Source organism: Candidatus Moraniibacteriota bacterium (assembly GCA_016699385.1).
Lineage (GTDB): Bacteria > Patescibacteriota > Minisyncoccia > Moranbacterales > UBA1568.
This window is the reverse complement of record CP064974.1, coordinates 334,885-356,391: the sequence shown is the minus strand read 5'-3', so window position 1 is coordinate 356,391 and position 21,507 is coordinate 334,885. Positions and strand designations below refer to the sequence as shown.

The 21,507-nt window shown below is 48.1% G+C and carries 19 protein-coding genes and 2 tRNA genes; 1 reads left to right on the top strand and 20 read right to left on the bottom strand.

Annotated features, from left to right (window positions below):
- Nucleotides 1-22 precede the first annotated feature (22 nt).
- The 6 genes from IPJ67_01675 to IPJ67_01650 all read right to left on the bottom strand — a co-directional run bounded on the left by IPJ67_01675 (nt 23) and on the right by IPJ67_01650 (nt 7,614).
- Nucleotides 23-1,078: a hypothetical protein gene (locus IPJ67_01675; GenBank protein QQR77835.1), complete on the bottom strand. Its 1,056-nt coding sequence runs from the start codon at nt 1,076-1,078 to the stop codon at nt 23-25.
- A gap of 233 nt (nt 1,079-1,311) precedes the next feature.
- Nucleotides 1,312-1,385: transfer RNA gene (locus IPJ67_01670), tRNA-Lys, on the bottom strand.
- Between the two features lie 72 nt (nt 1,386-1,457).
- A complete protein-coding gene (serS, locus tag IPJ67_01665; GenBank protein QQR77834.1) occupies nt 1,458-2,786 on the bottom strand; it encodes a serine--tRNA ligase in 1,329 nt (442 codons plus the stop codon).
- Nucleotides 2,787-2,800: 14 nt separating this feature from the next.
- Entirely contained in the window at nt 2,801-4,306 is a 1,506-nt protein-coding gene (gene lysS / locus IPJ67_01660; GenBank protein QQR77833.1) for a lysine--tRNA ligase, read from the bottom strand.
- A gap of 22 nt (nt 4,307-4,328) precedes the next feature.
- Nucleotides 4,329-6,635 (bottom strand): AAA family ATPase, encoded by a 2,307-nt coding sequence (locus IPJ67_01655; GenBank protein QQR77832.1) that lies wholly within the window; start codon nt 6,633-6,635, stop codon nt 4,329-4,331.
- Nucleotides 6,636-6,840: 205 nt separating this feature from the next.
- Entirely contained in the window at nt 6,841-7,614 is a 774-nt protein-coding gene (locus IPJ67_01650; GenBank protein ID QQR77831.1) for a ParA family protein, read from the bottom strand.
- A gap of 104 nt (nt 7,615-7,718) precedes the next feature.
- Here IPJ67_01650 and IPJ67_01645 point away from each other — a divergent pair.
- Nucleotides 7,719-7,802 (top strand) — tRNA-Leu (locus IPJ67_01645).
- Between the two features lie 21 nt (nt 7,803-7,823).
- Here the strand turns inward: IPJ67_01645 and IPJ67_01640 are convergent.
- The 14 genes from IPJ67_01640 to IPJ67_01575 all read right to left on the bottom strand — a co-directional run bounded on the left by IPJ67_01640 (nt 7,824) and on the right by IPJ67_01575 (nt 21,459).
- On the bottom strand, nt 7,824-8,678 hold the full coding sequence (locus IPJ67_01640) for a bifunctional 5,10-methylenetetrahydrofolate dehydrogenase/5,10-methenyltetrahydrofolate cyclohydrolase (protein ID QQR77830.1): 855 nt from the start codon (nt 8,676-8,678) through the stop codon (nt 7,824-7,826).
- Nucleotides 8,675-9,469 carry an undecaprenyl-diphosphate phosphatase gene (locus tag IPJ67_01635; GenBank protein QQR77829.1) on the bottom strand — a complete coding sequence of 265 codons (795 nt, stop codon included), beginning with the start codon at nt 9,467-9,469 and terminating at the stop codon, nt 8,675-8,677. The genes IPJ67_01640 and IPJ67_01635 overlap by 4 nt, the downstream gene beginning before the upstream one ends.
- A gap of 29 nt (nt 9,470-9,498) precedes the next feature.
- A complete protein-coding gene (locus IPJ67_01630; GenBank protein ID QQR77828.1) occupies nt 9,499-10,053 on the bottom strand; it encodes a response regulator in 555 nt (184 codons plus the stop codon).
- Between the two features lie 193 nt (nt 10,054-10,246).
- Nucleotides 10,247-10,702 (bottom strand): transcription elongation factor GreA, encoded by a 456-nt coding sequence (gene greA / locus IPJ67_01625; protein ID QQR77827.1) that lies wholly within the window; start codon nt 10,700-10,702, stop codon nt 10,247-10,249.
- A gap of 116 nt (nt 10,703-10,818) precedes the next feature.
- Entirely contained in the window at nt 10,819-12,720 is a 1,902-nt protein-coding gene (gene mrdA, locus IPJ67_01620; GenBank protein ID QQR77826.1) for a penicillin-binding protein 2, read from the bottom strand.
- Nucleotides 12,721-12,748: 28 nt separating this feature from the next.
- The gene (locus IPJ67_01615) at nt 12,749-14,392 is read right to left on the bottom strand and encodes an O-antigen ligase family protein (protein ID QQR77825.1); all 1,644 of its coding nucleotides are present in this window, start codon (nt 14,390-14,392) and stop codon (nt 12,749-12,751) included.
- 78 nt (nt 14,393-14,470) lie between these two features.
- Nucleotides 14,471-15,628 carry a glycosyltransferase family 4 protein gene (locus IPJ67_01610; GenBank protein ID QQR77824.1) on the bottom strand — a complete coding sequence of 386 codons (1,158 nt, stop codon included), beginning with the start codon at nt 15,626-15,628 and terminating at the stop codon, nt 14,471-14,473.
- A gap of 44 nt (nt 15,629-15,672) precedes the next feature.
- On the bottom strand, nt 15,673-16,173 hold the full coding sequence (locus IPJ67_01605; GenBank protein ID QQR77823.1) for a dihydrofolate reductase: 501 nt from the start codon (nt 16,171-16,173) through the stop codon (nt 15,673-15,675).
- A gap of 24 nt (nt 16,174-16,197) precedes the next feature.
- On the bottom strand, nt 16,198-17,205 hold the full coding sequence (thyA, locus tag IPJ67_01600) for a thymidylate synthase (GenBank protein QQR78028.1): 1,008 nt from the start codon (nt 17,203-17,205) through the stop codon (nt 16,198-16,200).
- 16 nt (nt 17,206-17,221) lie between these two features.
- Nucleotides 17,222-17,827, bottom strand: a complete 606-nt coding sequence (dcd, locus tag IPJ67_01595) for a dCTP deaminase (GenBank protein ID QQR77822.1) — start codon at nt 17,825-17,827, stop codon at nt 17,222-17,224.
- On the bottom strand, nt 17,814-18,491 hold the full coding sequence (locus IPJ67_01590; protein QQR77821.1) for a CYTH domain-containing protein: 678 nt from the start codon (nt 18,489-18,491) through the stop codon (nt 17,814-17,816). Before IPJ67_01590 ends, dcd begins: the two co-directional genes overlap by 14 nt.
- Before the next feature lie 27 nt (nt 18,492-18,518).
- On the bottom strand, nt 18,519-19,094 hold the full coding sequence (locus IPJ67_01585; protein QQR77820.1) for a hypothetical protein: 576 nt from the start codon (nt 19,092-19,094) through the stop codon (nt 18,519-18,521).
- A gap of 141 nt (nt 19,095-19,235) precedes the next feature.
- Nucleotides 19,236-19,988, bottom strand: a complete 753-nt coding sequence (locus IPJ67_01580) for an SPFH domain-containing protein (GenBank protein QQR77819.1) — start codon at nt 19,986-19,988, stop codon at nt 19,236-19,238.
- Nucleotides 19,989-20,157: 169 nt separating this feature from the next.
- On the bottom strand, nt 20,158-21,459 hold the full coding sequence (locus IPJ67_01575) for a S41 family peptidase (GenBank protein ID QQR77818.1): 1,302 nt from the start codon (nt 21,457-21,459) through the stop codon (nt 20,158-20,160).
- Between the last annotated feature and the right edge of the window lie 48 nt (nt 21,460-21,507).

The window sequence follows — 21,507 nt, the reverse complement described above, 5'->3', positions numbered from 1 at the left end:
CAAAATACGGAAAAGGGAGTTGCTAAAATGTGCGAAGTCCAAGATAGAGAGTATTCGAATCCGATGGACTATACCGAATCGTACCAACAGCGCGATTGGCATCGAGTTGATATACCGACCATGTCAATCCGCCATCAACCGACTTATACACCGCAAGCGCTGCTCCATAGAGAAGCTCATTCGAATTGTGCGGATTGATTGCTATCGACCGAACCGAAAATTTCTTTGAGCTTTCTATAACCGAGACTTCTTCCCAACTATCGCCAAAATCCCGACTTCGAAAAAGTCCGTTCTTCGTCCCTGCATAGAGCGTACCCGATCGAGATGGGTCTGACGCAAACGATGTCACTTCGGGAAGCGTCTTCGTCACCGATGATTTCGATTTCCCTGAAGGAATAGCTTCAAGAGTCACGCCACCATCCTGCGATCGAAATATCCCCTTCTTGGATGAGAGCACGTAGAACGTATCGCCAGCCGAATCAAAGGTAAGTGCGAGCGCTGGAGTATCGACGCTCTGGAGACTCCCCCATGTTTGCCCGCTGTCTGTCGTCCGAAAGACAACTCCCGTACTCGTACCGGCATAAAGCGTCTCCGGATGCTTCGGATTCTGAGCAAGCATCGTGATGACGGTGCCAGTATTCGGCTCAGTATAGATCTCATCCCACTTCACGCCATGATCTTCACTCTTATACATCTTCCCACGACCCTGCCAATCGCCCGTCGCATAAAGTCGTGCTGGATTACTCCAGTCCGCAACGAGTCCATAGGTTTTGGTTGGCGGAAAATTCATCTTCTTCCACACATCACCGCCATTCTCACTCGTAAATATCCCGTTCTCTCGCGTCCCGACAGTAATATGATTGGGATTGCTCGCTTCGAACACCACTGACAATATATCCGCTGGCGCTATCGTTGTCTTTGCATCAATCGTCACTTTTGGAACATATGTCTTCCCGCCATCCATCGATTTGAGTATCGCCGAACCACTTCCAGAAGAGGATGCTCCGGGAAATGAACATCCGGAGAGCGAAAGCACCGCGAACGCAATCGGCATTACAAGAAAAGATATCTTCTTCATAACTTTTTATTTTTGATAACTCACCTTACGAAAAATACTACAAATACTCTGTTTGAAACTACAAAACAAAAGCCTTGTCGTTCCGAGCGAAATCGAGGAATCTCAACCTTTCCGAAAGTGCTGCCTCTCCACAAATCTAAGACTCCTGTCTACCAATAGTCAGACTTCCATTTCACCCCTTCATTATTCCGGTCAGGATAACAAAGGAAATCCACAACATTCTCAATTTCACGTGGGTCGGGTGGGATTCGAACCCACGACATTCTCCTTAAAAGGGAGCTGCTCTACCAGGCTGAGCTACCGACCCAAACAACAAGAAGAGGACAAGAAATGCCCAAATCCAGTTCACTCCGTATAGTAGCAATCACCCCGAAATGCGTCAATTTTCCTGCCTCGGCACCATCACTTCCTTGCCGACGTATGGACGGAGCACCTCTGGCACGATGACACTGCCGTCCTCTTGCTGAAAGTTCTCGAGAATAGCAATCAGTATGCGCGGGGATGGGAGTGCCGTGTTGTTGAGCATATAGACAAATTTTTTCTCGCTGGTTTTCGCGTCCGTATACTTCACGTTCAATCGTCTCGACTGCCAATCGAGGAAGTTGGAAGCAGATCCTGTCTCACCGAAGCGCTCAAGTCCCGGCATCCATGCCTCGATGTCGAAAGCACGATATTTCCCCGCGCTCATATCGCCTGTGCAAATTTTGAGCAATCGATACGGGAGACCAAGCTCCTCATGCATCTCTCGCGAGATACCAATCATCTCATCTTGAATTACGTTCGCTTCTTCAATATCCGCCGGCGCAATCACAACCTGCTCCACCTTGAAAAATTCGTGCACGCGATAGAGACCCTTTGTATCCTTGCCATAACTTCCGATTTCACTCCGATAGCACGGGCTAAATCCGGCGAGCTTCAGCGGCAACGTTGCTCCATCAAGCGTTTCGTTGGAATAATACGACAAGAGTGACGGCTCGGCTGTTCCTACAAGAAATTTTTTGTCCCGCGAAAGTTCCCCACTTGCTTCCTTGTCGCCGGTCGCCACCTGATACACCTCGTCTATCGTTGCATCATATTCCACTCCCTTGAAATACCCACTCCCAAAAAGCGCAAAGCCCTTCACTAGTGTCGGCGGAATCATCGGCTGATATCCTTTTGAGACGAGCTTCTGCACGGCGTACATCATGAGTCCCATGACAAGCAGCGCACCTTCATTCTTGAGATAGTATCCGCGATACCCGCCTACCTTGGTACCGCGTTCGAAATCGAGAATATCGAGCGACTTCCCTAATTCGATATGATTCTTCGGAGTAAAAGCAAAGACACGTTTCTCGCCATGAACGAGCACTTCAACGTTGTCCGAATCGCTCGATCCAAGAGGCGTATCCAGCGACGGCACCATCGGCACCTGTGCCATAAGCCCATCGAAAGCTTTCTTCACTCTTCCAAACTCCGGCTCCAACACTTCTATCTTTTGTTTTATTTCTTTCCCCTTCGCGAGAATCTCCGCACGCTCCTCTGGCGTCGCTTTGGCAATCAAATCATTGATATCGTTCTTGAGAGAATACAATTCCTCTAGTTCCTGGAGCAACCGAACGCGTTCTTTGTCGACAACAAGAAGCTCATTCACATCAAGAGCGATATGTTTCGCCTCTGCTGCTTTCGCTACCTCATCTTTGTGATCACGAATATATTGTATATCGAGCATAATATTTCAAATGTTTATTTCCCTCGCATCGGCGGGAAAATGACCGTCTCTCTCACCGAGCGATTCATGAGGATGGCGAAGAAGCGTTCGCTCATGCCGAAGCCGCAGGCGGGAGGCATACCGTATTCCAAAGCTTCCAAGAAATCTTCGTCGAGTTGCTGAGCTTCTGCATCACCAGATTCGCGCAGTTTCATTTGTTCCTCGAATCGGGTTCGTTGATCGATCGGATCATTGAGCTCGGCGAAACCATTCCCAAGCTCACTTGCTGCCGCGATTGGCTGGAAGCGAAGAACCTTATTTGGGAATTTCGGATCGCGCTTTGCGAGGGGTGAGACATCAATCGGATGCCCGACCAAGAAACACGGTTGAATGAGTTTCTTGCGCACGGTTTTCTTGTATATCGTATCGATCATTCGCCCTTTGCCATACGATGCTTCGTACTTGATACCCAACTCATCGGCCTTCTTCTTCAATGTTTCGACGGAAATATTTTCCGAAAGATCGATACCGGTTTCTTGTTTGAAGGCACCAAAATAATCGACGATAGCAAACGGCTTCTTCCAATCGATTGTTTCTTCGTTCCACTTCGTTTCAAAACCTTCCGTCACGCGCTCGACAATATTTCGATAGAGCCTCTCCACCATATCCATGCCCATTTTCATATCAGCATAGGCGGCATAGAACTCCATGTGATCAAATTCCTGCAAGTGCTCGCGGTCGATACCCTCATTCCGGAACACGCGCCCAATTTCGAAAACGCGTTCATACCCGCCAACCAAAAGGCGCTTAAGTGGAAGTTCGAGCGAGATACGAAGGTAGAAATCTTGGTCAAGCGCATTGTGATGTGTCACAAACGGCTCCGCCTCGGCACCGCCTGGGATGTGTTCCAAGACCGGCGTCTGCACTTCGAGAAATTTTTCCTCAATAAGAAACGTGCGGATAGTTTGCCAAAAAAGAGACTTCTTCCGGAAAAGCTCGCGAGTTTCCGGATTCATCGCGAGGTCAAGATAGCGCCGTCGCAAGAGCTCCTCTTCGTCTTTGAGTCCGTAGAATTCCGATGGCAACGGTCGCAGAGACTTTGAGAGCATTCGCCATGCTGACACCGCAAGCGTCTTTTCATTTTGCTTCGTAATAAAAAGTGTCCCAGAGACCTCGAGAAAGTCTCCCACATCAACACCATCGAGGAAGGCAGCAAACAACTCATCTGAGAGCTCACCCTTTCGAATGAACACTTGCATCTTCCCACTCTCATCCTCGATATGTGCAAAGGCAATCTTCCCCATACTTCGAAACGACCGCACTCGCCCGACAAGCGAGACAAGAACCTTTTGCTCCGTAAGCGAGTCGAAATCAGCCAGAGCATCAGCATTCGTATGCGTCCGGTGTGTCGCATCCGGATACGCACTGCCAAATTCTGCCACCATCTTGTCCAATTTTTCCTTTCGCGCCGACAATATATCTTCACGCATAATTTCAAAACGATCACATTCAAACAGTGCTTCCACTCTACCGAATTTCACAACCCCTGGCAAGAAAAAGCCATTACGCTCGTATCTTTCCGCCAGTGCCAATTTGGTCGAGGCGGACAGAGAGAATTTTGGATATACCATCATCTCCCATAGTGACACCGTAGAGGATAGAAGCGCGGCGCATTGTCTCGCGGTTGTGCGTGATAGCGACAAACTGCGTCCTCTCCGACAGCTCGGACAAGAGATCGCTGAAGCGTTTTGAGTTTGCCTCATCGAGCGCTGCTTCTACTTCGTCGAGTACGGCAAATGGTGGCGGATTGTGTGAAATAATAGCAAAGAGAAGTGCGAGCGCCGTGAGCGATCGCTCCCCGCCCGAGAGCATGGCGAGATTCCCGATTTTCTTCCCGGGTGGCGATGCGACGATATCGATACCAATATCAATTTCATTCTTTTCTAGATTCAATGATACTTCTCCATCATCAGACAAATCAGCATTCTTTTCTTCTGAAGCATCTTCAAATATACCTGCGCTCCCGCGCCGCTCTACGGGAATTTTCAAGAGTTTCGCTTCGCCTCCGCCAAAAATAATTTTGAAATATCGATCAAACTCGCGATGCACTTCTTTCCAAGCTATCTCAAACGCAGTATGAATCTTGGTATCCATTTCTCGAACCACCTGACGAAGCGACTGCATCGCCTTTTTGAGATCTCCCGACTCTGTTGAGAGGAAAGCAAAACGCTTTTCGGTTTCCGTACATTCTTCGATTACCATCGGGTCGATACCGCCAATATGTTCGAGCTCCACTTTGAGCCGGATAATATCACGCTCAAATTTCTCCGCATCGAGAATTTCTCCATTCCATGTGAGTTCCTCGGGTTTCATTCGAAGCTCCTCAAGAATCTCCTTAGTCAAGTCTTCCTCGCGAACCTCAACACGGGCGCGTCGCACTTTGCGTTCATTCTCGGCATCTTTCAGGCGATTCATTTCCATCTGCATATCTCGCGCTTTTCGTTCGAGCTCAAAGAACTTCCGCCGACTTTCCTCAAGACGTCGTCGTTCTTCTTCGGCGACTCGCTCTTCCTCCGTGATTTTCTCTTGGAGTGACCGCTTTTTTTCAGAGAGACGTGTTTCCTCTGTACGAAGCGCATCGAGCCGTTCATCGCTTTTTGCGAGCTCTTCCTCAGGAATCTCGACCATGTGCTTGGTCACCACTGTCCCGGCACCGGCATGCCCATGCAATTCGGAGAGACGCGTTTGAATAACGCGCGCCAACTCGCGAAGTTCCTGAAGCTCATCAAGCGACTCGACATGCGAGAGCCGATCGATAAGCTTCTCTTGATGCGATCGAATTTCGGCAAGATGTTTCTGTACAAATTCCCGATCAACCGCGACACTCTCCACGACTTCACGAGGTTTGCGACGCTCTTCTTCCACTTCCCTCTTCCCGAGAAGTACCGAGAGATCTCGTTCTACCGTGTAGAGCGACTCCCGCAATGCTCGCACCTTCTGTTCACTACCATCCTTTGTTGGAGCTTCGATGCGTTTTGATTCTTCGACAAGGTCGTGATTGATGCGTTCCGATTGCTGCTCCAATTCATGGAGGCGCGCAGACTCTATCTCAAACTTTCCTTCAAATTCTTTTCGCTCTTTCTCAAATGTGTGCCACAAAAACGCAAATCGTTGTGTTTGTTTTGCTCGCAAATTCTCTGCCACTTCCGCACCGCGCGACGCTTTCTCCGCTTGTCGCTTCAGATTCTTGAGATGCGGCTCTATCTCGACGAGGAGCGCATCCACACGCACGAGATTCTCCCGCGTCGATTCCAATTTCCGGAGCGAGCGTTCTTTCTCAAGACGATACTGCTTCACGCCAGCCGCTTCCTCCAGCATCATGCGCCGTTCCAAAGGTGTCGCCGACAACACAGCGTCCGACATACCCTGTGTGATAACCGAGTAGCTATCCTTACCAATCGATGCCTGAGCAAGTAAATCCGTCACGTCGAGAAGTCGCACACGAGCGCCATTGATAAGGTATTCGCTCTCTCCATTTCGGAAGAGCCTTCGCGTGATGACGACTTCCGCATATTCAACCGGAATCTTTTTGTCACTATTGTCAAAGAAGAGCGAAACAGATGCGCTCCCAAGACGCGCCTTGGTTCCCGTCCCTGCAAAGATAACGTCTTCGCTTTTCTTGCCACGCAGATGTTTCGCCGATTGCTCGCCAATTGTCCAGCGTATCGCATCGGCAACATTCGACTTGCCCGACCCATTTGGTCCCACGATAGCCGTGAGCGGAAACCCTCCGCTTGCACCGGAAAACTCCAGCACGGTTTTCCGCGCAAACGACTTAAACCCCGAAATTTCAATCCGCTTGAGAAACATGTCTTTATGCAAGAGTATTTACCGATACTGCTTTCACTTTTGGCACAGTAATTTCTCTGAGTCACTATGAACATTCATGGAACCACAGAAGATGTCTTTTACATATAATTCCAAAGATTCTCCAAGGTTTCTTTAGAGCTTATCACATCCCGAACCACACTGAGAATCAATATTCTTGAAAAGAAAAAAGTCTCAAAAAAAGCAACTATTTATCCTCTCGTTCGCGGTCAATGATTTCTCGAACGACGGCTTTGTAGGAACGAGCGCCTTTCGAAAAAGCATCGAAATCGAGGATGGATTTGCCGTAGGACGGCGCCTCAGCGAGGCGAATGGAGCGCGGGATAACGCTCTTGAAAACGGGTCCGGGGAAATGATCAGTCACCTCCTGCACCACCTGACGCGCGAGGCGATTCCGGCGATCATAGAGAGTGAGGAGCGCGCCCATTATTTTGAGCTCGGGGCGAAGTCGCTCGCGCACAAGGTCGATCGTTGACAGGAGCTGGCTCAATCCCTCAAGCGCATAGTACTCGGTCTGCACAGGAACAATCACCTCATCACTCGCCGTGAGACCATTCACAGTAAGAAGCCCGAGAGACGGCGGACTGTCTATCAATATATAGTCATAGTACGGTCGCAGACGCGCGACCAGTTTCGAGAGAAGATATTCACGCCCCTCGATATTCATCATTTCAACTTCCGCCCCTGCCAAATCCTGCGATGACGGCAAAAGATGCTGATTGGGAGTCGGCGTCGCAAGGACAACATTTTCGAGTCGCTCACCGAGAAGAAGTGCATGATAGAGCGTTTTCTCAAGCGATCGCGAATCAACACCAATGCCAGATGAAGCATTTGCCTGTGGGTCGAGATCGATAAGAAGCACGCGCTTCCCAGAATCCGCGAGGTAGCGGGCGATATTGATGGTCGAGGTTGTCTTCCCTACCCCACCTTTTTGATTAACCAGTGTGACTACTTTTGCCATAAGAAAAGAGCATGCCCCTCAAGGGGACTTGGAATATTTTGACTTTTTCAGTATACTCCATTCGAGACCGAGCTTCAATGCTAGAGATTCAATCGTTTCCAGATGCCGATGTGGTGGAACTGGCAGACACGCACGACTCAAAATCGTGTGGGCGCAAGCCCATGCGGGTTCAACTCCCGCCATCGGCACAGAGAAAACAAGAGGCGTATTTACGCCGCTTGTTTTTGTTTTTGTCGTTGTGCGGCTTCGACGACGTTTGAAAGGAGGCAAGCGATTGTCACGGGACCGACACCACCCGGGACTGGCGAAAGGAAGCCTTCTCCTTCTTCTACGCTCTTGCGATCGACATCGCCCACAACACGCGCGCCCTCTTTGACTATGCCTCCATCGATGACAATCACGCCCGGCTTCAGCATAGTGTTCGTAATTGTTCGTTCCTTTCCACAAGCAGAGATGACAATATCTGCCGATTTCAGTTCAAAGAGCCCCTGCTCGGAGGTACATTCAACACAAGGGATATGTTTCGCCTGTACACCCTCCCGCGAGAGCACCTGACACATCATATCGCCAAATCGCCATGAATTTCCGATAACGACCGCTGTCTTCCCCTCAAGTGACTCACCGGATGCGTAAATAAGCTCCAGTATTGCATGGGGAAATACCGGGAATGATGACCGTTTCCCTGCCAAAAAACGTTGTTCATTCTCCGGGTGGAATCCGTCAACATCCTTGTCGAGATTCATTCTATTGATGATTGCGTCCGTATCGAGATGCGCCGGAAGTGGTACCTGTACGAGTATGCCATGAAGCAATTGATCAGCGTTAAATGTATCAATAGCCTGTTCGATCTCGGCTTGCGGAGCATTCTCAAGGAAAAGCTTTTTCTCAACGCGTATGCCGATACGTTCAGCTGCTCGTTCCTTGAGCGTCACATAGAGATGCGATGCGGCATCGTCGCCGACCAATATGACACCAAGCCCCGGTCGGAGATGGTGCTCTTGAATTTCCCTCTCCAAGCGCTTCATGATGTTGTCTGCTATCGGCTTTCCTTCGAGAAGCTTCATACGTGCAGAAAGATAAAAGAAACAATAATGAGCGCAATCGCCGCACGATACCAGAAAAATACGCGGTAACTTGCTCGTTCAACAAATCGTATGAGAGAGGCTATGGCAAAATATCCGGAGACTGCCGATGACAGCACGCCCACAATAAATGGAAGTGTAATGCCGGCAGCAAAAAGCGCTCGTGCATTTGCGAGGAGGGCTGCGCAAATAATCGGCGTCGAGAGTAGGAAGGAAAATCGAGCAGCCGAAGCGCGATCAATACCACGAGCAAGCGCCGCCGTAATGGTAATGCCCGAGCGCGAAACACCCGGCACAATGGCGAGCGCCTGAGCACACCCGATAGCAAGCGCGTCTCGCAAAGTAATCTTCTCCACAGAGCGCACCTTGCTTCCCCGTTTGTCGGCCAAGAGAAGCAATGCACCAAAGGTGAACAGCGTCGTCGCAATAAGAAGTGGATCGCGAAAGACAGTCTCTGCTTGCTTTTCAAGAAGTGCACCCGCTATTGCTCCGGGAACCGTTGCTGCGACCAAGAAGAGTAATAAGTTCGGCACGCTGCGATACTGCGGCATATCATCTCGAAGATGAAAGATGTTACACCAATCGCGCCAAAAGTATCCGAGAACCGCGATGAGCGTCCCTGCATGAAGCGCCACATCGAAAGAGAGCCCGGGATCTGAGAAGTCAAAAATCCACGGGAGAATAACCAGATGCCCCGAACTCGATATGGGCAGAAATTCCGAAAGCCCCTGCACGATTCCAAGAAGCAGTGCATGAGCGATACTTGTATCCATAAGAAGAAAAGAAAAGAGTCAACTGCCGCTCATGGAATACAAACAAACTCTGCCTCAAATGTTCTCGTCGAAGTGTTTTTCACCTTGAGACGCAGGGCAAATTGTCGACCGCCATTCTCTGAGCAAAGAAAATTTGGATTCAGACGCAAATCAGCTGCCAGCTTCTGCGCATCAAGTGCTCGGATATCAAACGCAATCATATACTCGCTATGAGACACGAGCGATTGAATACGTGCTACAGCTTCATTCGGCGTCACAACATCTCGGACGATAAACTCATCAACACCAAGTTCCTTGGCTCGCTGCTGATCTTCTTGTCGCCCTAAGTGTGAGGAGAAAGCAATGGGAATCGACGAAGTGACCACATTGCTTCGCAATGCCTCTGTGAGTGCAAAACCATCCATTCGTGGCATAATGATACCCGTGAAAACCACATCCGGACGATCAGATGTTGCCATCTCGAGTCCTTCAAGTCCATCCTTTGCCTCTCGGACTTCGAAACCAGCTGCCTGAAACACTTCAGCATACAAGCTCCGCGTATCTGTATCATCATCCACGAGCAACATCTTAAATGTTCGTTCCATAATCTATAAACCTACAAAATTAAAGGCACATCACTGAGCTATCGAGAGAAACTTCCAGAAAAGGCTTTGCTCGAAGAGAGTATACCAAGAAACAAAAATTGGAGCAAAAAAACCGCCGGAATACTCCGACGGTTTCATTAAGTTGTACGTAATTGAGGAGCTATTGGCAGTACCCACTACAGTGATACGATGCCTAAGCAACATCAAGAATTTCGTAGTCCATACTCCCGGCAGGGGTTTCCACAGAAATACGAGCGCCTTTTTCCTTATTGAGGAACGCTTTTCCGAGAGGAGATTCATGTGAAATTTTCCCGGCAGATGGATCAACTTCATTCGATCCCACAATCGTGAATGCCATTTCCTTGCCACGCAAGAGTGTCTTCACAACAGACCCAATCTGCACACCAGAAGTCTGACTATTGTGACGCGCTACAACAGCATCTTTGAGAGACGATTCGAGTTCAGCTATACGAGACTCATTCTCAGCTTGTTCCTGTTTCGCCTCGCTGTACTCCGCATTTTCAGAAAGATCGCCCTGCTCCTTCGCTTCTTTTATCGAAGCAGCAATTCGCTGGCGCATCGCCACCTTGCGTTCCTCCAATTCTTCCTGAAGCTTTTTCAGTCCATCTTTCGTCAATATTTTCGCCATAAACCACGGAATTATTCGCTTAATTTTGTTTTATGAGCGCCAAAGGAGACGCGCAATGCCACTCATGATAGCAGAGCGCCTGCCATTGTCAATATCAGCATTGTCGAGGTGAATTGTCACTTCTTCACCTCTTCCTTCCCGTTTCCTTCCGTGAAATACCAGGAGAGCACGTCCTTTGTCACAGGAACAGCAAAGTACCCCTCATTCTCTTGCCCCTCAACCAGCACGACAAGAGCAATGGTCGGATGTTCATAGGGGGCGAATGATTCAAACCAGCCATGAGTCTTCTTTTCGGCGCCAAACTGAGCCGTCCCTGTCTTCCCTGCAACAGCAACCGGGAGGCTCGCAAGTGATTGCGCTGTTCCAACGTTCTCCGTCACCGTCATACGCATACCTTCTTTCACAATCTTCAAAATCGATGAATCTACGACGTTCCGACGCAGCACTTCTGGTGCCACTGTCTGCAGGGTTCCATCACGAGAACGAATTTGCCCCACTACTCTCGGTTTCCAAATCGTTCCACCATTGGCAATAGCTGCCGTTGCATTTACCAATTGCATCGGCGTTGCCAAAACAAATCCCTGCCCAATTGCTGCGTGATACGTATCACCAATATACCATCGCTCGCCAATTTTCTCTTCTTTCCACTGAGGCGTCGGAATAAACCCCTGCTTTTCACCAGGAATGTCAATACCTGTCTCCGATCCAAATCCAAACAATTGTTCGTATTCGTCCATCTTCTCCATACCAAGTCCACGAATATTCCCATACCCGCCACCAATACTATAGAAATACACATCGCTCGACACTGCAATCGCATGACGAATATCAGTAAACCCGTGTGTCTTCCAATCGCCAAATGAAAACCCCGCAACCGTGATTCCTCCTCGACTCTCTATTTGCGTATCCGGTGTGACAACTCCCTCAGCGAGTGCAGCACTTGCCAAGAAAGGCTTAATCGTCGACCCAGGCGGATATTCACCTGCAAGTGTGCGATTAAAGAGTGGGAGGGCATCATCGCCAATCAACGCTGCGTAGCTCGGAGAATCGATGCCCCCTGCAAAAAGATTGTTGTCGAAAGATGGAAGACTGACGAGTGCCAAGACACTTCCGTCACGTGGATCAAGAGCAACCGCCGCCCCCTTCCGAAGTCCCGCCTTCTCGAGCGTCGCACTCAGGCTATCAAAGAGCCTCTTTTGCAAATCCGCATCAATATTGAGAATGAGATCATTCCCCGGTTCGGGATCAAAAACGCCAAGCTCTTTCTTGATAGCGCCTCGCGAATCCACTTCCACCCGATCGGCACCGCGCTTCCCGCGAAGTGCCAACTCATAACTTTTCTCAATACCCTGCTTTCCGATAGAATCGATTGGTAAATAGTCTGAATGCTCAGCGAGCTCTTCTTTGCGAATCTTTCCTTCGTATCCAAGGATATGCGAAAAAATCAAACCATCCTGATACTCGCGAACAGCCGAGCGCTCAAGCGACACGCCGGGAAATTCCGCGGAACGCGCCGAGAAAATAAGCGATTCATCTTGTGTCAGTGCAAGCTTCAAGATTACGGGCAACGAGAATGCGCCAGCAGCAGATTGAAGAGATGCTGCCCATTCATCTGAATCAAATGTAATAAAGCTCCGCAAATGTTCGATAAGTGCCTGACGCTCCTCTTCGGACTTCGGGAGATCTGCCGGCGTCGCAATAAGCTCCATACTCGGCACATTTCGCACCAATTGCTTCCCATACCGATCGAAGATGAGTCCGCGCGGTGCGGAGAGGAGCACATTGCGTACACTATTTCGCACGGCAACATCTTGATAGTAGGCACCTCTCACGACATTGAGAAAGAAAACCCGCGCACCAAGAAGAACAAGGATAGTAGCGAAAAAAATCCGAAACCACCGTGCCAATCCGCGATGAAGAGGAGCTTCCAGTCGCGCCGCATCTTTTTCTGTTATCGTGAGTACCGCGTCATCGATTTCCATCCCGCGATATCGCGAAGAAGATCCAAAAATATTCATAGGGTATGTCGGGGAACTCTATTATACCCTATTTTCCCTTCCCTGCTATTATCCCGATACTCCCCAGCCAGATCCACACAAAACCCAGCAATATGCCGGAATTAAAAACATTGAATACGGTAAAGCCAATCCAGGAGACAAGAAAAAACACAGCAATAGCACGATACACGCCCTGATTGGATTCACTCCCAGAACCAAAAAATGTTCGGAGTGCAAATATCGGAACGAGCATCCACAGTACAAGAAAAGCAAATGCGCTCAATATTCCCCCGCCAAGCCATGACTCAAGGAAGGCATTGCTTGCATTGAGTGTTGCACCTCGATTATCCATTCCGAGAATACTCCCAATATTTCCCCACCCGATACCAAAGAACCAGTGTGCCTTGAGTGTTTCGAATGTTTTTTGTCCAATGACACGACGCGCTTCAATACTTGGATCAGGACGAGAAACAGTCGACACAAACCTTCCTGCCGATTGTTCTGCATCAATTTCTTCCAACCGAATAAACCGGCATCCATACGAAGATAATTCCGAGACATTTTCAATGCGCTCTGGCAGTGTTGCTGGAGCTTCGCAAGATACGGTGATTTCTTGTTGTCCCGATGTGGTACTCCCTGCTCGATTGGTCAAATCAAACGTCGTCAATTGGAATCCCCACACCATGATAAGTGCCCCAGCAAAAGATACTGCAGCGACAACGCATCCCTGAGCAAAAAGCTTCCATCGCCAATTACGAAAAGACCATGAATGCCCCCCGACTAAGAGGAGCTTCAAGAAAAGAAGTGTCGAAAAGGCAAAGCCAACCCAAGCGCTACGTGCTACGGTAAGGAGAATCCCGAGCCAAGAAAGTGTGAGAAAACAAAATACAAAAAGCAGAAAGAGCGTTCGTGAATAGTGGCTCAGCGCATAAATAGACCGATTGAGAAATGACGACTCCGCAAACGGGGTATTTTCTATAGGCTCTTTAGCGTGATGTTGGTCAAGATAATAAAAGAGGAGACCAAGCGCGACACTCCCCGACAGCACCAGAAACATCCCAAGCCAATCCGGTTCAGCAAAAAACGCATTCGGACGCCCCGACATTACCTCAAATGAAATCCGTCCCGCAGTAAACTGAACACTCTGCCAGAGTGCAAAGAGCATTGTACACACTGATGAGAGCACGAGAAACGGCATCACGCGCCGCACATCACGCGCCTCTCCCAGAAATTGCCGCGATAAAAAATAGAGTGCAACAAAGGAAAGAGCAATCACTGCCTGCTTTGTGGTACTCAGAGCATCAGAGGCAAAACCTATCGCGAGGAATCCTCCCAATCCGAATACGATCGGCACAATATCGAACCATCGAAATCGCATGACGGGAAACGGAAGACGATGAACAATAAAACGCGCCAACATCGAGAGAAGGAGAACGCCACCAAGAAGCTGGTAGGGTCGAAGAGAAAATGCAAGCGCTTCCGGTGAAAGGTTAATCATCTCGAATGGGAGAAGCGAGAGAAAGACCAAAAACGCCCATCCTGGTCGATAGAGCGCGAAGAAAAAAGCAATCATCACAAAAAATGTGAAATCTGCCATATCAAGTGGAAAGATAGCGGAGTTTCCCAAGAAGAGGAAAAATAGTGAGAGCGAGAACGCGCCAAGAAAAAGCGCTCCCTCGGTAATGCGAATCATACGCGTCTCTTTGTCTAAAATTCTTTTTTGAAGTGAAATCTATCCCTCTTGTAGAAATCAAATCAACAATCTCAAAAATCACACTTCTCCGATAGCAGAACGCAGAAGCTTCTTGGAAAACTCATTCCACGAGAAGAGCATCGAGCGTTCCTTCCCACGCCTGGACAACATATCGCGGAGATCTCGACGAGCAAGCGCATTGCGAATGGTCGCCGCAATATCATCTACACTGTCCGGTCGACAGTAGAGCACAGCGTCTTTCCCTACCTCGGGAAGCGAAGAGACTTTCGACGTCACAACCGGCGTCCCAATACTCATCGCCTCGAGCACTGGGAGTCCAAATCCCTCATAATGCGATGGATAGAGAAAGAGTCGTGCCCCCGCATAGAGCGCCGGCAAATCCCTCTGCGGAACCGCGTCAAGAATGCGAACATACGGCGTGAGATCAAAATCCTTTACCATTTGCTCAATATCCGTGACAAGCGGCGCGAGTTGAGGCAAGAGCTTTCCGGAAATAACAAGCGGCGGTGTCGCCGGTGCCAAATGATCAGACTTCTCCCGATCAAGCAATGCGCGATAAGCGCGAAGGACTCCTTCGGCATTCTTGCGCACTTCGAGTCCGCCTCCGTTGTAGAGATAGCCGGGTGAAAGATGATACTTCTGCATCACTTCCGCACTTCGCTCCGATGTCACCACTCGCTTGAAGATCGGGTCGACATCGATGCGGTTGACCGAGATAGATGATGGCGAAATACCCAGATGTCGTATCAAATCTTTCTCTGTCCGCGACGACACTGCATAAATCTTATCCGCATGGCAGATACCGCGCTCAACTGATTTCCAGTGCAGTTTCTTACGCCAATTGTTGAGATACTTCGGAAAAAGTTTTGGAATAATATCATGTACGAGCATTATGTGCCGGATACTCTTCGGCATCACGCTCGCTGACTGATAGAGACTGATAAAAACATCACAGCCATCGCGCTTCGCCTGCTTCGGCACAAGACACCGCTCCCACCACAATTTCCGCACGACATCATCGCGCTTCCACAATGGCAGTAATACTTGCTTGCGAAAATGCTTCGGGATATTCAGCCCATTTGGGAGATCCTCTTCGAGATACAAAATAAATTCCACATGAGAACTCTCGGAGACTTTCCGCAAAAAATTCAACGTCACCTGCCCAATTCCCGTATCAGGTTTCCGTAGAAATGACGCATTGATACCGACACGCATAGAGATATTTTATGATGCCCCTATTGTAGCATGAAATCAGAAAGTCATTTTCGCTCCAAAACAAGAAACTCATACCGATATCCCTCTGATTCCCGCTCCTCTCGACTCACTACTTCCGAAAAGGCCGTCTCATACTCCGGGAAAAACGCATCGCCGGAAAAACTTCCTCGAATAAGTGTGAGGTAGAGTCGATCTGCATACGGAAGCGCTGTCCTATATACCATGCCTCCACCGATAACAAATATCTCATCACTCCCCGAAGTACTCCGCGCTTTTTCTATTGCCTCCTCTAGTGAATACACAAGAAGAATATCTTCTGGCGCATCTTCCCAAGGTGTATCCGAAAGCACAATATTCGTCCGCCCAGGAAGAGCCCGACCAATGGAGAGAAAGGTATTCCTCCCCATGATAATCGGATGCCCTGTTGTAATCGCCCGGAATCGCTTCAAATCTTCCGGAATATTCCATGGCAATTTCCCTCTGTCTCCAATCACCCGATTCCCCTCACCGATTGCAACGATGACGCTAATTTTTCCCTTATTCATAGACAGGTAGATAAGGCAAGTCGACTATTTTTTCTCAAATCCACCTATATTAGCAATCTCAGCACGAATAGCCGGATATGGGTCATATCCTTCAAGCGTAAAGTCTTCAAACACGAAATCATCAATCTCTTCTCTTTCCCCATTTAGATTCAATGTCGGGAATAATCGCGGATCTCGAGAAAGCTGTTCACGAACTTGGTTAAAGTGGTTGCTATAAATATGTGCATCCCCGATATTGTGCACAAAATCACCCGCTTTCAATCCCGTCACCTGTGCCACCATCCGAAGCAAGAGTGCATAACTCGCAATATTAAACGGGAGACCGAGAAATGTATCGGCACTTCTCTGATACAATCCTAGATTCAAAACTCCATCACCAGTAACAGCAAATTGAAACGTCGTGTGACAAAATGGAGGTACTTCATTAGCATTTCCAGGAGATGCCATTGCATAAATAAAATCCGGATTCCATGCTGACACAACATATGATTTTCGAAACGGTTTTTCCCTCAGTCCTTCAATGAGCCATCCCAATTGATCAATCTTGCGTCCATCACTTGCAGGCCATCGACGCCACATTTTTCCATACGCCATAATAAGATCCCCCCATTCCTTTACAAAGGGACTTTCTACAGATTCAGCTTTTATTTTCTCGACAAATTCATCCTGATCCATATCAGGCAAGTTGTGTTCACCACATAGCTTATGATATCGCTTCCATGCCCATTCGTCCCAAATATGGACATCTCGATCAACGAGATATTTAATATTTGTATCACCACGCAAGAACCAAAGAAGTTCATGCAGAATTCCTCGAAAGAACACCTTCTTTGTCGTTAGCAAAGGAAAGTATTCTCCAACATGGAAACGCATCGAGTATCCAAATATCGATCGAATAATCGGGGGAGTTTGTCCATTCTTCTTATATTGTTCAAGAATTTCCGGGGTAAAAAAGACCTCTTTATCCGTTCCGTTCTTCAAAATATCTTTCAATAAATCGAGATACTGATATTCCGGATGCTTCTTCCGCATTGCCATAGTGTTTCTGTTACTTTTTAGAAATCTTCTTTTTCAGTCCGGTCTTCTTCATTTTCTTTGGAAGAGCGAAATTTTTCTCCCAGTTATCACCATTGAAACGCCCAATTTTTTCATAATCCGTGGAAACTGGCGACGAGAGTTCGGAGAAGGTGAGTTGTGCGATTGGCATACCAGGACGAAGCACTATGGGGACAATGTTCAGATTAGACAACTCGAGCGTGATATTCAGAAAATGCCCGGGATTCACGATACCCGCCGTGTTATGAACCACGAGCCCGATGCGCGCGAGACTACTCTTTCCCGAAAGCTGAATGAGATATTTCTTCGACCCGACGAAATCGCGCACCATTCCCAAAACGGTCGTCCGCGGATGAAGTACAAAATATTCACTGTCCTTCACTTCCACCTCATGCGTATTCGCAAAAAGCCCCCTACTCGGATCGATAAACTCGGTTGTATGTTGATCTGTCACAACAAACCGATTTCCAAGAAGCACATCATAGCTTGCTGGCTGAATGCGATTCCGATCAAAATCCTTCAAGACAATGTTTCCCAATTCAACTGCTCCCACGATATCCCGATCAGAAAGATACATAGTCGTTTCAATCAATGACAAATATTTTTTCGGTTCCGTAATATTCCGACCAGTGTGCGTTATAGTGCGCAAACATTCGCTCTAAGCGATCCTGTGGCAATTCTTCAATGCCGAGTTTTTCCATAAATTCCAAAAGTTCTCGTTTTGCTCCTTCCGCCTCATGTGCTTCGCCTACTATCTTCTCAAACTCTGCCACATATCCGTACCCAGCATTTCGGTCGAGACAGACAGAAATATTTCCTGTTTTGTATTCCTCCCGGTCGCGCGACCACTTCGCCTGATACTCGAATCCCGATTTCAGAAGGATAACATCGAGTTCGTCGAGCGAGAGTTTTGAAACCTCTTCCTCAAATTCCATACGAGAAATCCCATTCGAGCTTGTCGTATCATCAATAGATGCTTTCACCACCAGAAGCACTTTTCCATCAGACTGTCGCGTCCGCACTGAATGATTTTTCCCTTCTCTAATCACATGACGCAAATGATCCAAGGATTTTTCAGAGAAGTGTGCGCCCATTTCAGAAAGAAACGTTTCCCAATTCCCAACAAGAAAGTAATGATTCAGTTGCGAGCTTGTTCGAATGAGATGCGCTGGCTCTGGCAGCTGTTGCAATTTTTCCTTCAAAGAATCCGCATTCTCTTCCTTTCCCAAAAGACTCTTAATCTCTATCTCAAAATGTGCCATAGGCCTTTGTACAATTTATAATTCTTTCTATATGATCCCTTCATTTTGAACGGAAAGTTCACTCATAATCCGGTCGACAGATGCGAAGAGTTCGTCGGTTGTTCCTTTATTATGGATAACATAATCGGCATGCTTCCCAATCTCGCCGATATATTTCTCCGTCTCAAGCGTTGATTCCAAACGGCAAAATGTCTCAAAACTCATCGTATCATCCGACTTCTCCTCTCGACGCTGCGAGCGTTCCCATCGCAAATGCTGATCCGCCGTCACATATACCACCGCATTCTTCGAGAATGACCGTACAAAATCGGCATCTTCCGGATAGCGAACACCGTTTATCGAAAAGATACTACTTCCAGCATCGCGCAAGCGACGCTCCACAGCGCGTATGAAGATATCCTTTCCGAAACGATCCTTGAAAGTGCTTCCTACCCACGACTGATCCTCACGACTCGGTTGATCGAAAAAGAGTCGCAAGAGCTCTTTGATCGGGTCGGAAAACCGAAGCGATACAACGCCATATCGACGCTCCAAATATGCAGCAACCGTATCTTTCCCAGAGCCACCCTCTCCTACCAGCCCAATAACCGTCACATCATCCATATCCGTATATATCAGCCTATAATCCTTCGAGGAACACCCTCAGTATACACCAAAAGTTCCTCAGGAGCACCCACAGAAAAGGCGGTTCATATCAGAACCGCCAGATATCAAGCTTCAAACAGCATTTTTACGCCAGAGAACTTACTCTTTGCTTCTTCCGAAGCGTTCGAAGGCGCGAAGCACTTCAATTGGGATAGCAAAGATAACGGTATTTGATTGGTCGGAGGAGAGATCATTGAGCGAGTGAAGCGTCCGCAGATGAAGCGATCCGTCATGCTTCGAAAGAATACCCGCTGCCTTGGAGATATTCTCTGCAGCAACGACCTCGCCCTCTGCTTTTATAATAACCGCGCGCCGTTCACGTTCAGCCTCCGCTTGTTTGCCGATAACGCGCTTCATTTCTTCCGGAAGCGTGACGTCTTTGAGTTCTACCGATTCCACTTTGACACCCCAGGCATCTGTCGCCTTGTCGACAATCATGCGAATTTTCTCTGCAATCGCATCACGATTTGAAAGAAGCTCATCCAAGTCCACCTCACCGACAACATTTCGCATCGTCGTCTGTGCCAACTGAGAAACCGCGTAGAAGAAATTCTCCACTTCTATAATTGCTTTCTCGGCATGGGAAATTTTGTAATAAATGACCGCGTTTACCGTGACGGAAATATTATCCTTCGTAATCGCCTCCTGATCCGGTACATCAACCGCTCGAATACGCATGTCTACTTTCTGATACGACTGGAAAACAGGCACAACCAATCGCCACCCGGGATTCATCATGCCGGAAAATTTGCCGATGGTAAATTTCACTCCGCGCTCATACTGATTGATCTGTCGAATCGAGACCAGCACGATAACACCAACGATAATCAAAAATGTGGTAATTGGATCCATAGTTATTATGACACGAATTATTCCCAACAAAGGTTCGCTAAAAAAGAAGAGTAGAAAAACGATTATCGTCGGAACTTTGTACCGCTCCAACTGGCGAAGCTTTTCTTTCAAAGGCACTTCATCTATTGGAGAGTGTGACTTCTTCATGATGCTCTACTTAAACATCCTCTTATTTCGCCTTTTCTCCAACCACTTCCAATGCCTTATCCATCTGCGGATCACGACCGGATTCAAAGTCATCGCTCGTGCGATCAACTTCGATATCCGGTTTGATACCCGCTTTGTTTATCTGTTCGCCATTGGGCGTGAGCCACCGCGCCACCGTCACTTTGAGCGAGGTACTTTTCGAGATTGATACCAATTCCTGCACCGATCCTTTGCCGAAAGATTTCTTGCCAATCAGCGTCACATTGTCGCGATTCTCACGAAGCGCCGCCGAGAGAATTTCCGCAGCGCTCGCTGATCCTTCATTGATAAGCACAACCGTCGGTATACCACTCAAAACGTCGCCGCCACGCGTCGAGAGCGTCTCGCGATTCTTCTTACTATCTTCTTCGAGTACAACCGGCTTTCCTTTTGGAATCATAAGGCTTCCGATATCCACCGCGGCGTCGAGAAGTCCTCCAGGATCATCACGGAGATCAATCACAATGCCACGCGTCGGTCGCGATCGAATATCTTTCACGGCGGCAGCGAACTCGTCCACTGTTTCCTCGCCAAACTGATTGATCTTCACTATCGCAATATCGCCTCCCTTCCAATCGAGTTTTACGCTTTTTACCGAAATAGTACCGCGATGAATCGTGATGTCTCGCGTCTCTTTCTCGCCATCACGGAAAATAGTAAGTTTCACATCGGTTCCCTTTGGTCCGCGCATTTTCTTGACCGCCTCATCTATATTCATCTCTGATGTGCTTTCATCATCTATTTTGACAATCATGTCGCCCGATCGAATACCCGCCTTCTGTGCCGGACTGTCATCAAGCGGTGCCACAACAGTCAAAATCTTATTTTTCATGCCAATCTCCGCGCCGATTCCTTCGAAACTCCCAGCGATATCTTCCTGGAAAGATTTGTTCTCCTCCGGATCGAAAAAGGTCGTATACGGATCATCAGTTGCTGCAAGCATCCCCTTTATCGCGCCATAGAGAAGTGCCGTCGTATCGAGATGCTCGCGATCAACAAATCGCTCATGCAAAATATCCCAGGTCTTCCAAAACACACTCATGTCAGGGTGGTCAGAGTTCTTGGCAGGAGAAAATATCGATGATGTCGGCAAAGAAAATGTCGAGGCTTCATTTGAACTTCCCTCCATTTGTCCTCGTTCGACACCAATCACATACGCAAGAGCAATCAAAAACGCCACAAAGAAGATAGAGGCAAATGATTGCTTCTTTCTCTGCAATTGTCTTCCGATATTCTTGTTCTCGACTACCGGTGTCGCTTCATCCATATTGTTTGCAGGAAACATGTGAAACTCACAGAAGAATACATTCTCTCAGATTCTCAATTTTCCCGA

Excerpts from the sequence above, each read along its gene's own strand:
- IPJ67_01640 (QQR77830.1), bottom strand. The coding sequence starts at position 8,678 with ATGAAGCTTCTCGAAGGAAAGCCGATAGCAGACAACATCATGAAGCGC.
- thyA (QQR78028.1), bottom strand. The coding sequence starts at position 17,205 with ATGCGGAAGAAGCATCCGGAATATCAGTATCTCGATTTATTGAAAGAT.
- IPJ67_01590 (QQR77821.1), bottom strand. The coding sequence starts at position 18,491 with ATGGCACATTTTGAGATAGAGATTAAGAGTCTTTTGGGAAAGGAAGAG.
- IPJ67_01655 (QQR77832.1), bottom strand. The coding sequence starts at position 6,635 with ATGTTTCTCAAGCGGATTGAAATTTCGGGGTTTAAGTCGTTTGCGCGG.
- IPJ67_01635 (QQR77829.1), bottom strand. The coding sequence starts at position 9,469 with ATGGATACAAGTATCGCTCATGCACTGCTTCTTGGAATCGTGCAGGGG.
- mrdA (QQR77826.1), bottom strand. The coding sequence starts at position 12,720 with ATGAATATTTTTGGATCTTCTTCGCGATATCGCGGGATGGAAATCGAT.
- IPJ67_01610 (QQR77824.1), bottom strand. The coding sequence starts at position 15,628 with ATGCGTGTCGGTATCAATGCGTCATTTCTACGGAAACCTGATACGGGA.
- IPJ67_01650 (QQR77831.1), bottom strand. The coding sequence starts at position 7,614 with ATGGCAAAAGTAGTCACACTGGTTAATCAAAAAGGTGGGGTAGGGAAG.
- IPJ67_01580 (QQR77819.1), bottom strand. The coding sequence starts at position 19,988 with ATGGATCCAATTACCACATTTTTGATTATCGTTGGTGTTATCGTGCTG.
- IPJ67_01585 (QQR77820.1), bottom strand. The coding sequence starts at position 19,094 with ATGGATGATGTGACGGTTATTGGGCTGGTAGGAGAGGGTGGCTCTGGG.
- IPJ67_01630 (QQR77828.1), bottom strand. The coding sequence starts at position 10,053 with ATGGAACGAACATTTAAGATGTTGCTCGTGGATGATGATACAGATACG.
- IPJ67_01575 (QQR77818.1), bottom strand. The coding sequence starts at position 21,459 with ATGTTTCCTGCAAACAATATGGATGAAGCGACACCGGTAGTCGAGAAC.
- greA (QQR77827.1), bottom strand. The coding sequence starts at position 10,702 with ATGGCGAAAATATTGACGAAAGATGGACTGAAAAAGCTTCAGGAAGAA.
- IPJ67_01675 (QQR77835.1), bottom strand. The coding sequence starts at position 1,078 with ATGAAGAAGATATCTTTTCTTGTAATGCCGATTGCGTTCGCGGTGCTT.
- serS (QQR77834.1), bottom strand. The coding sequence starts at position 2,786 with ATGCTCGATATACAATATATTCGTGATCACAAAGATGAGGTAGCGAAA.
- IPJ67_01605 (QQR77823.1), bottom strand. The coding sequence starts at position 16,173 with ATGAATAAGGGAAAAATTAGCGTCATCGTTGCAATCGGTGAGGGGAAT.
- IPJ67_01615 (QQR77825.1), bottom strand. The coding sequence starts at position 14,392 with ATGATTCGCATTACCGAGGGAGCGCTTTTTCTTGGCGCGTTCTCGCTC.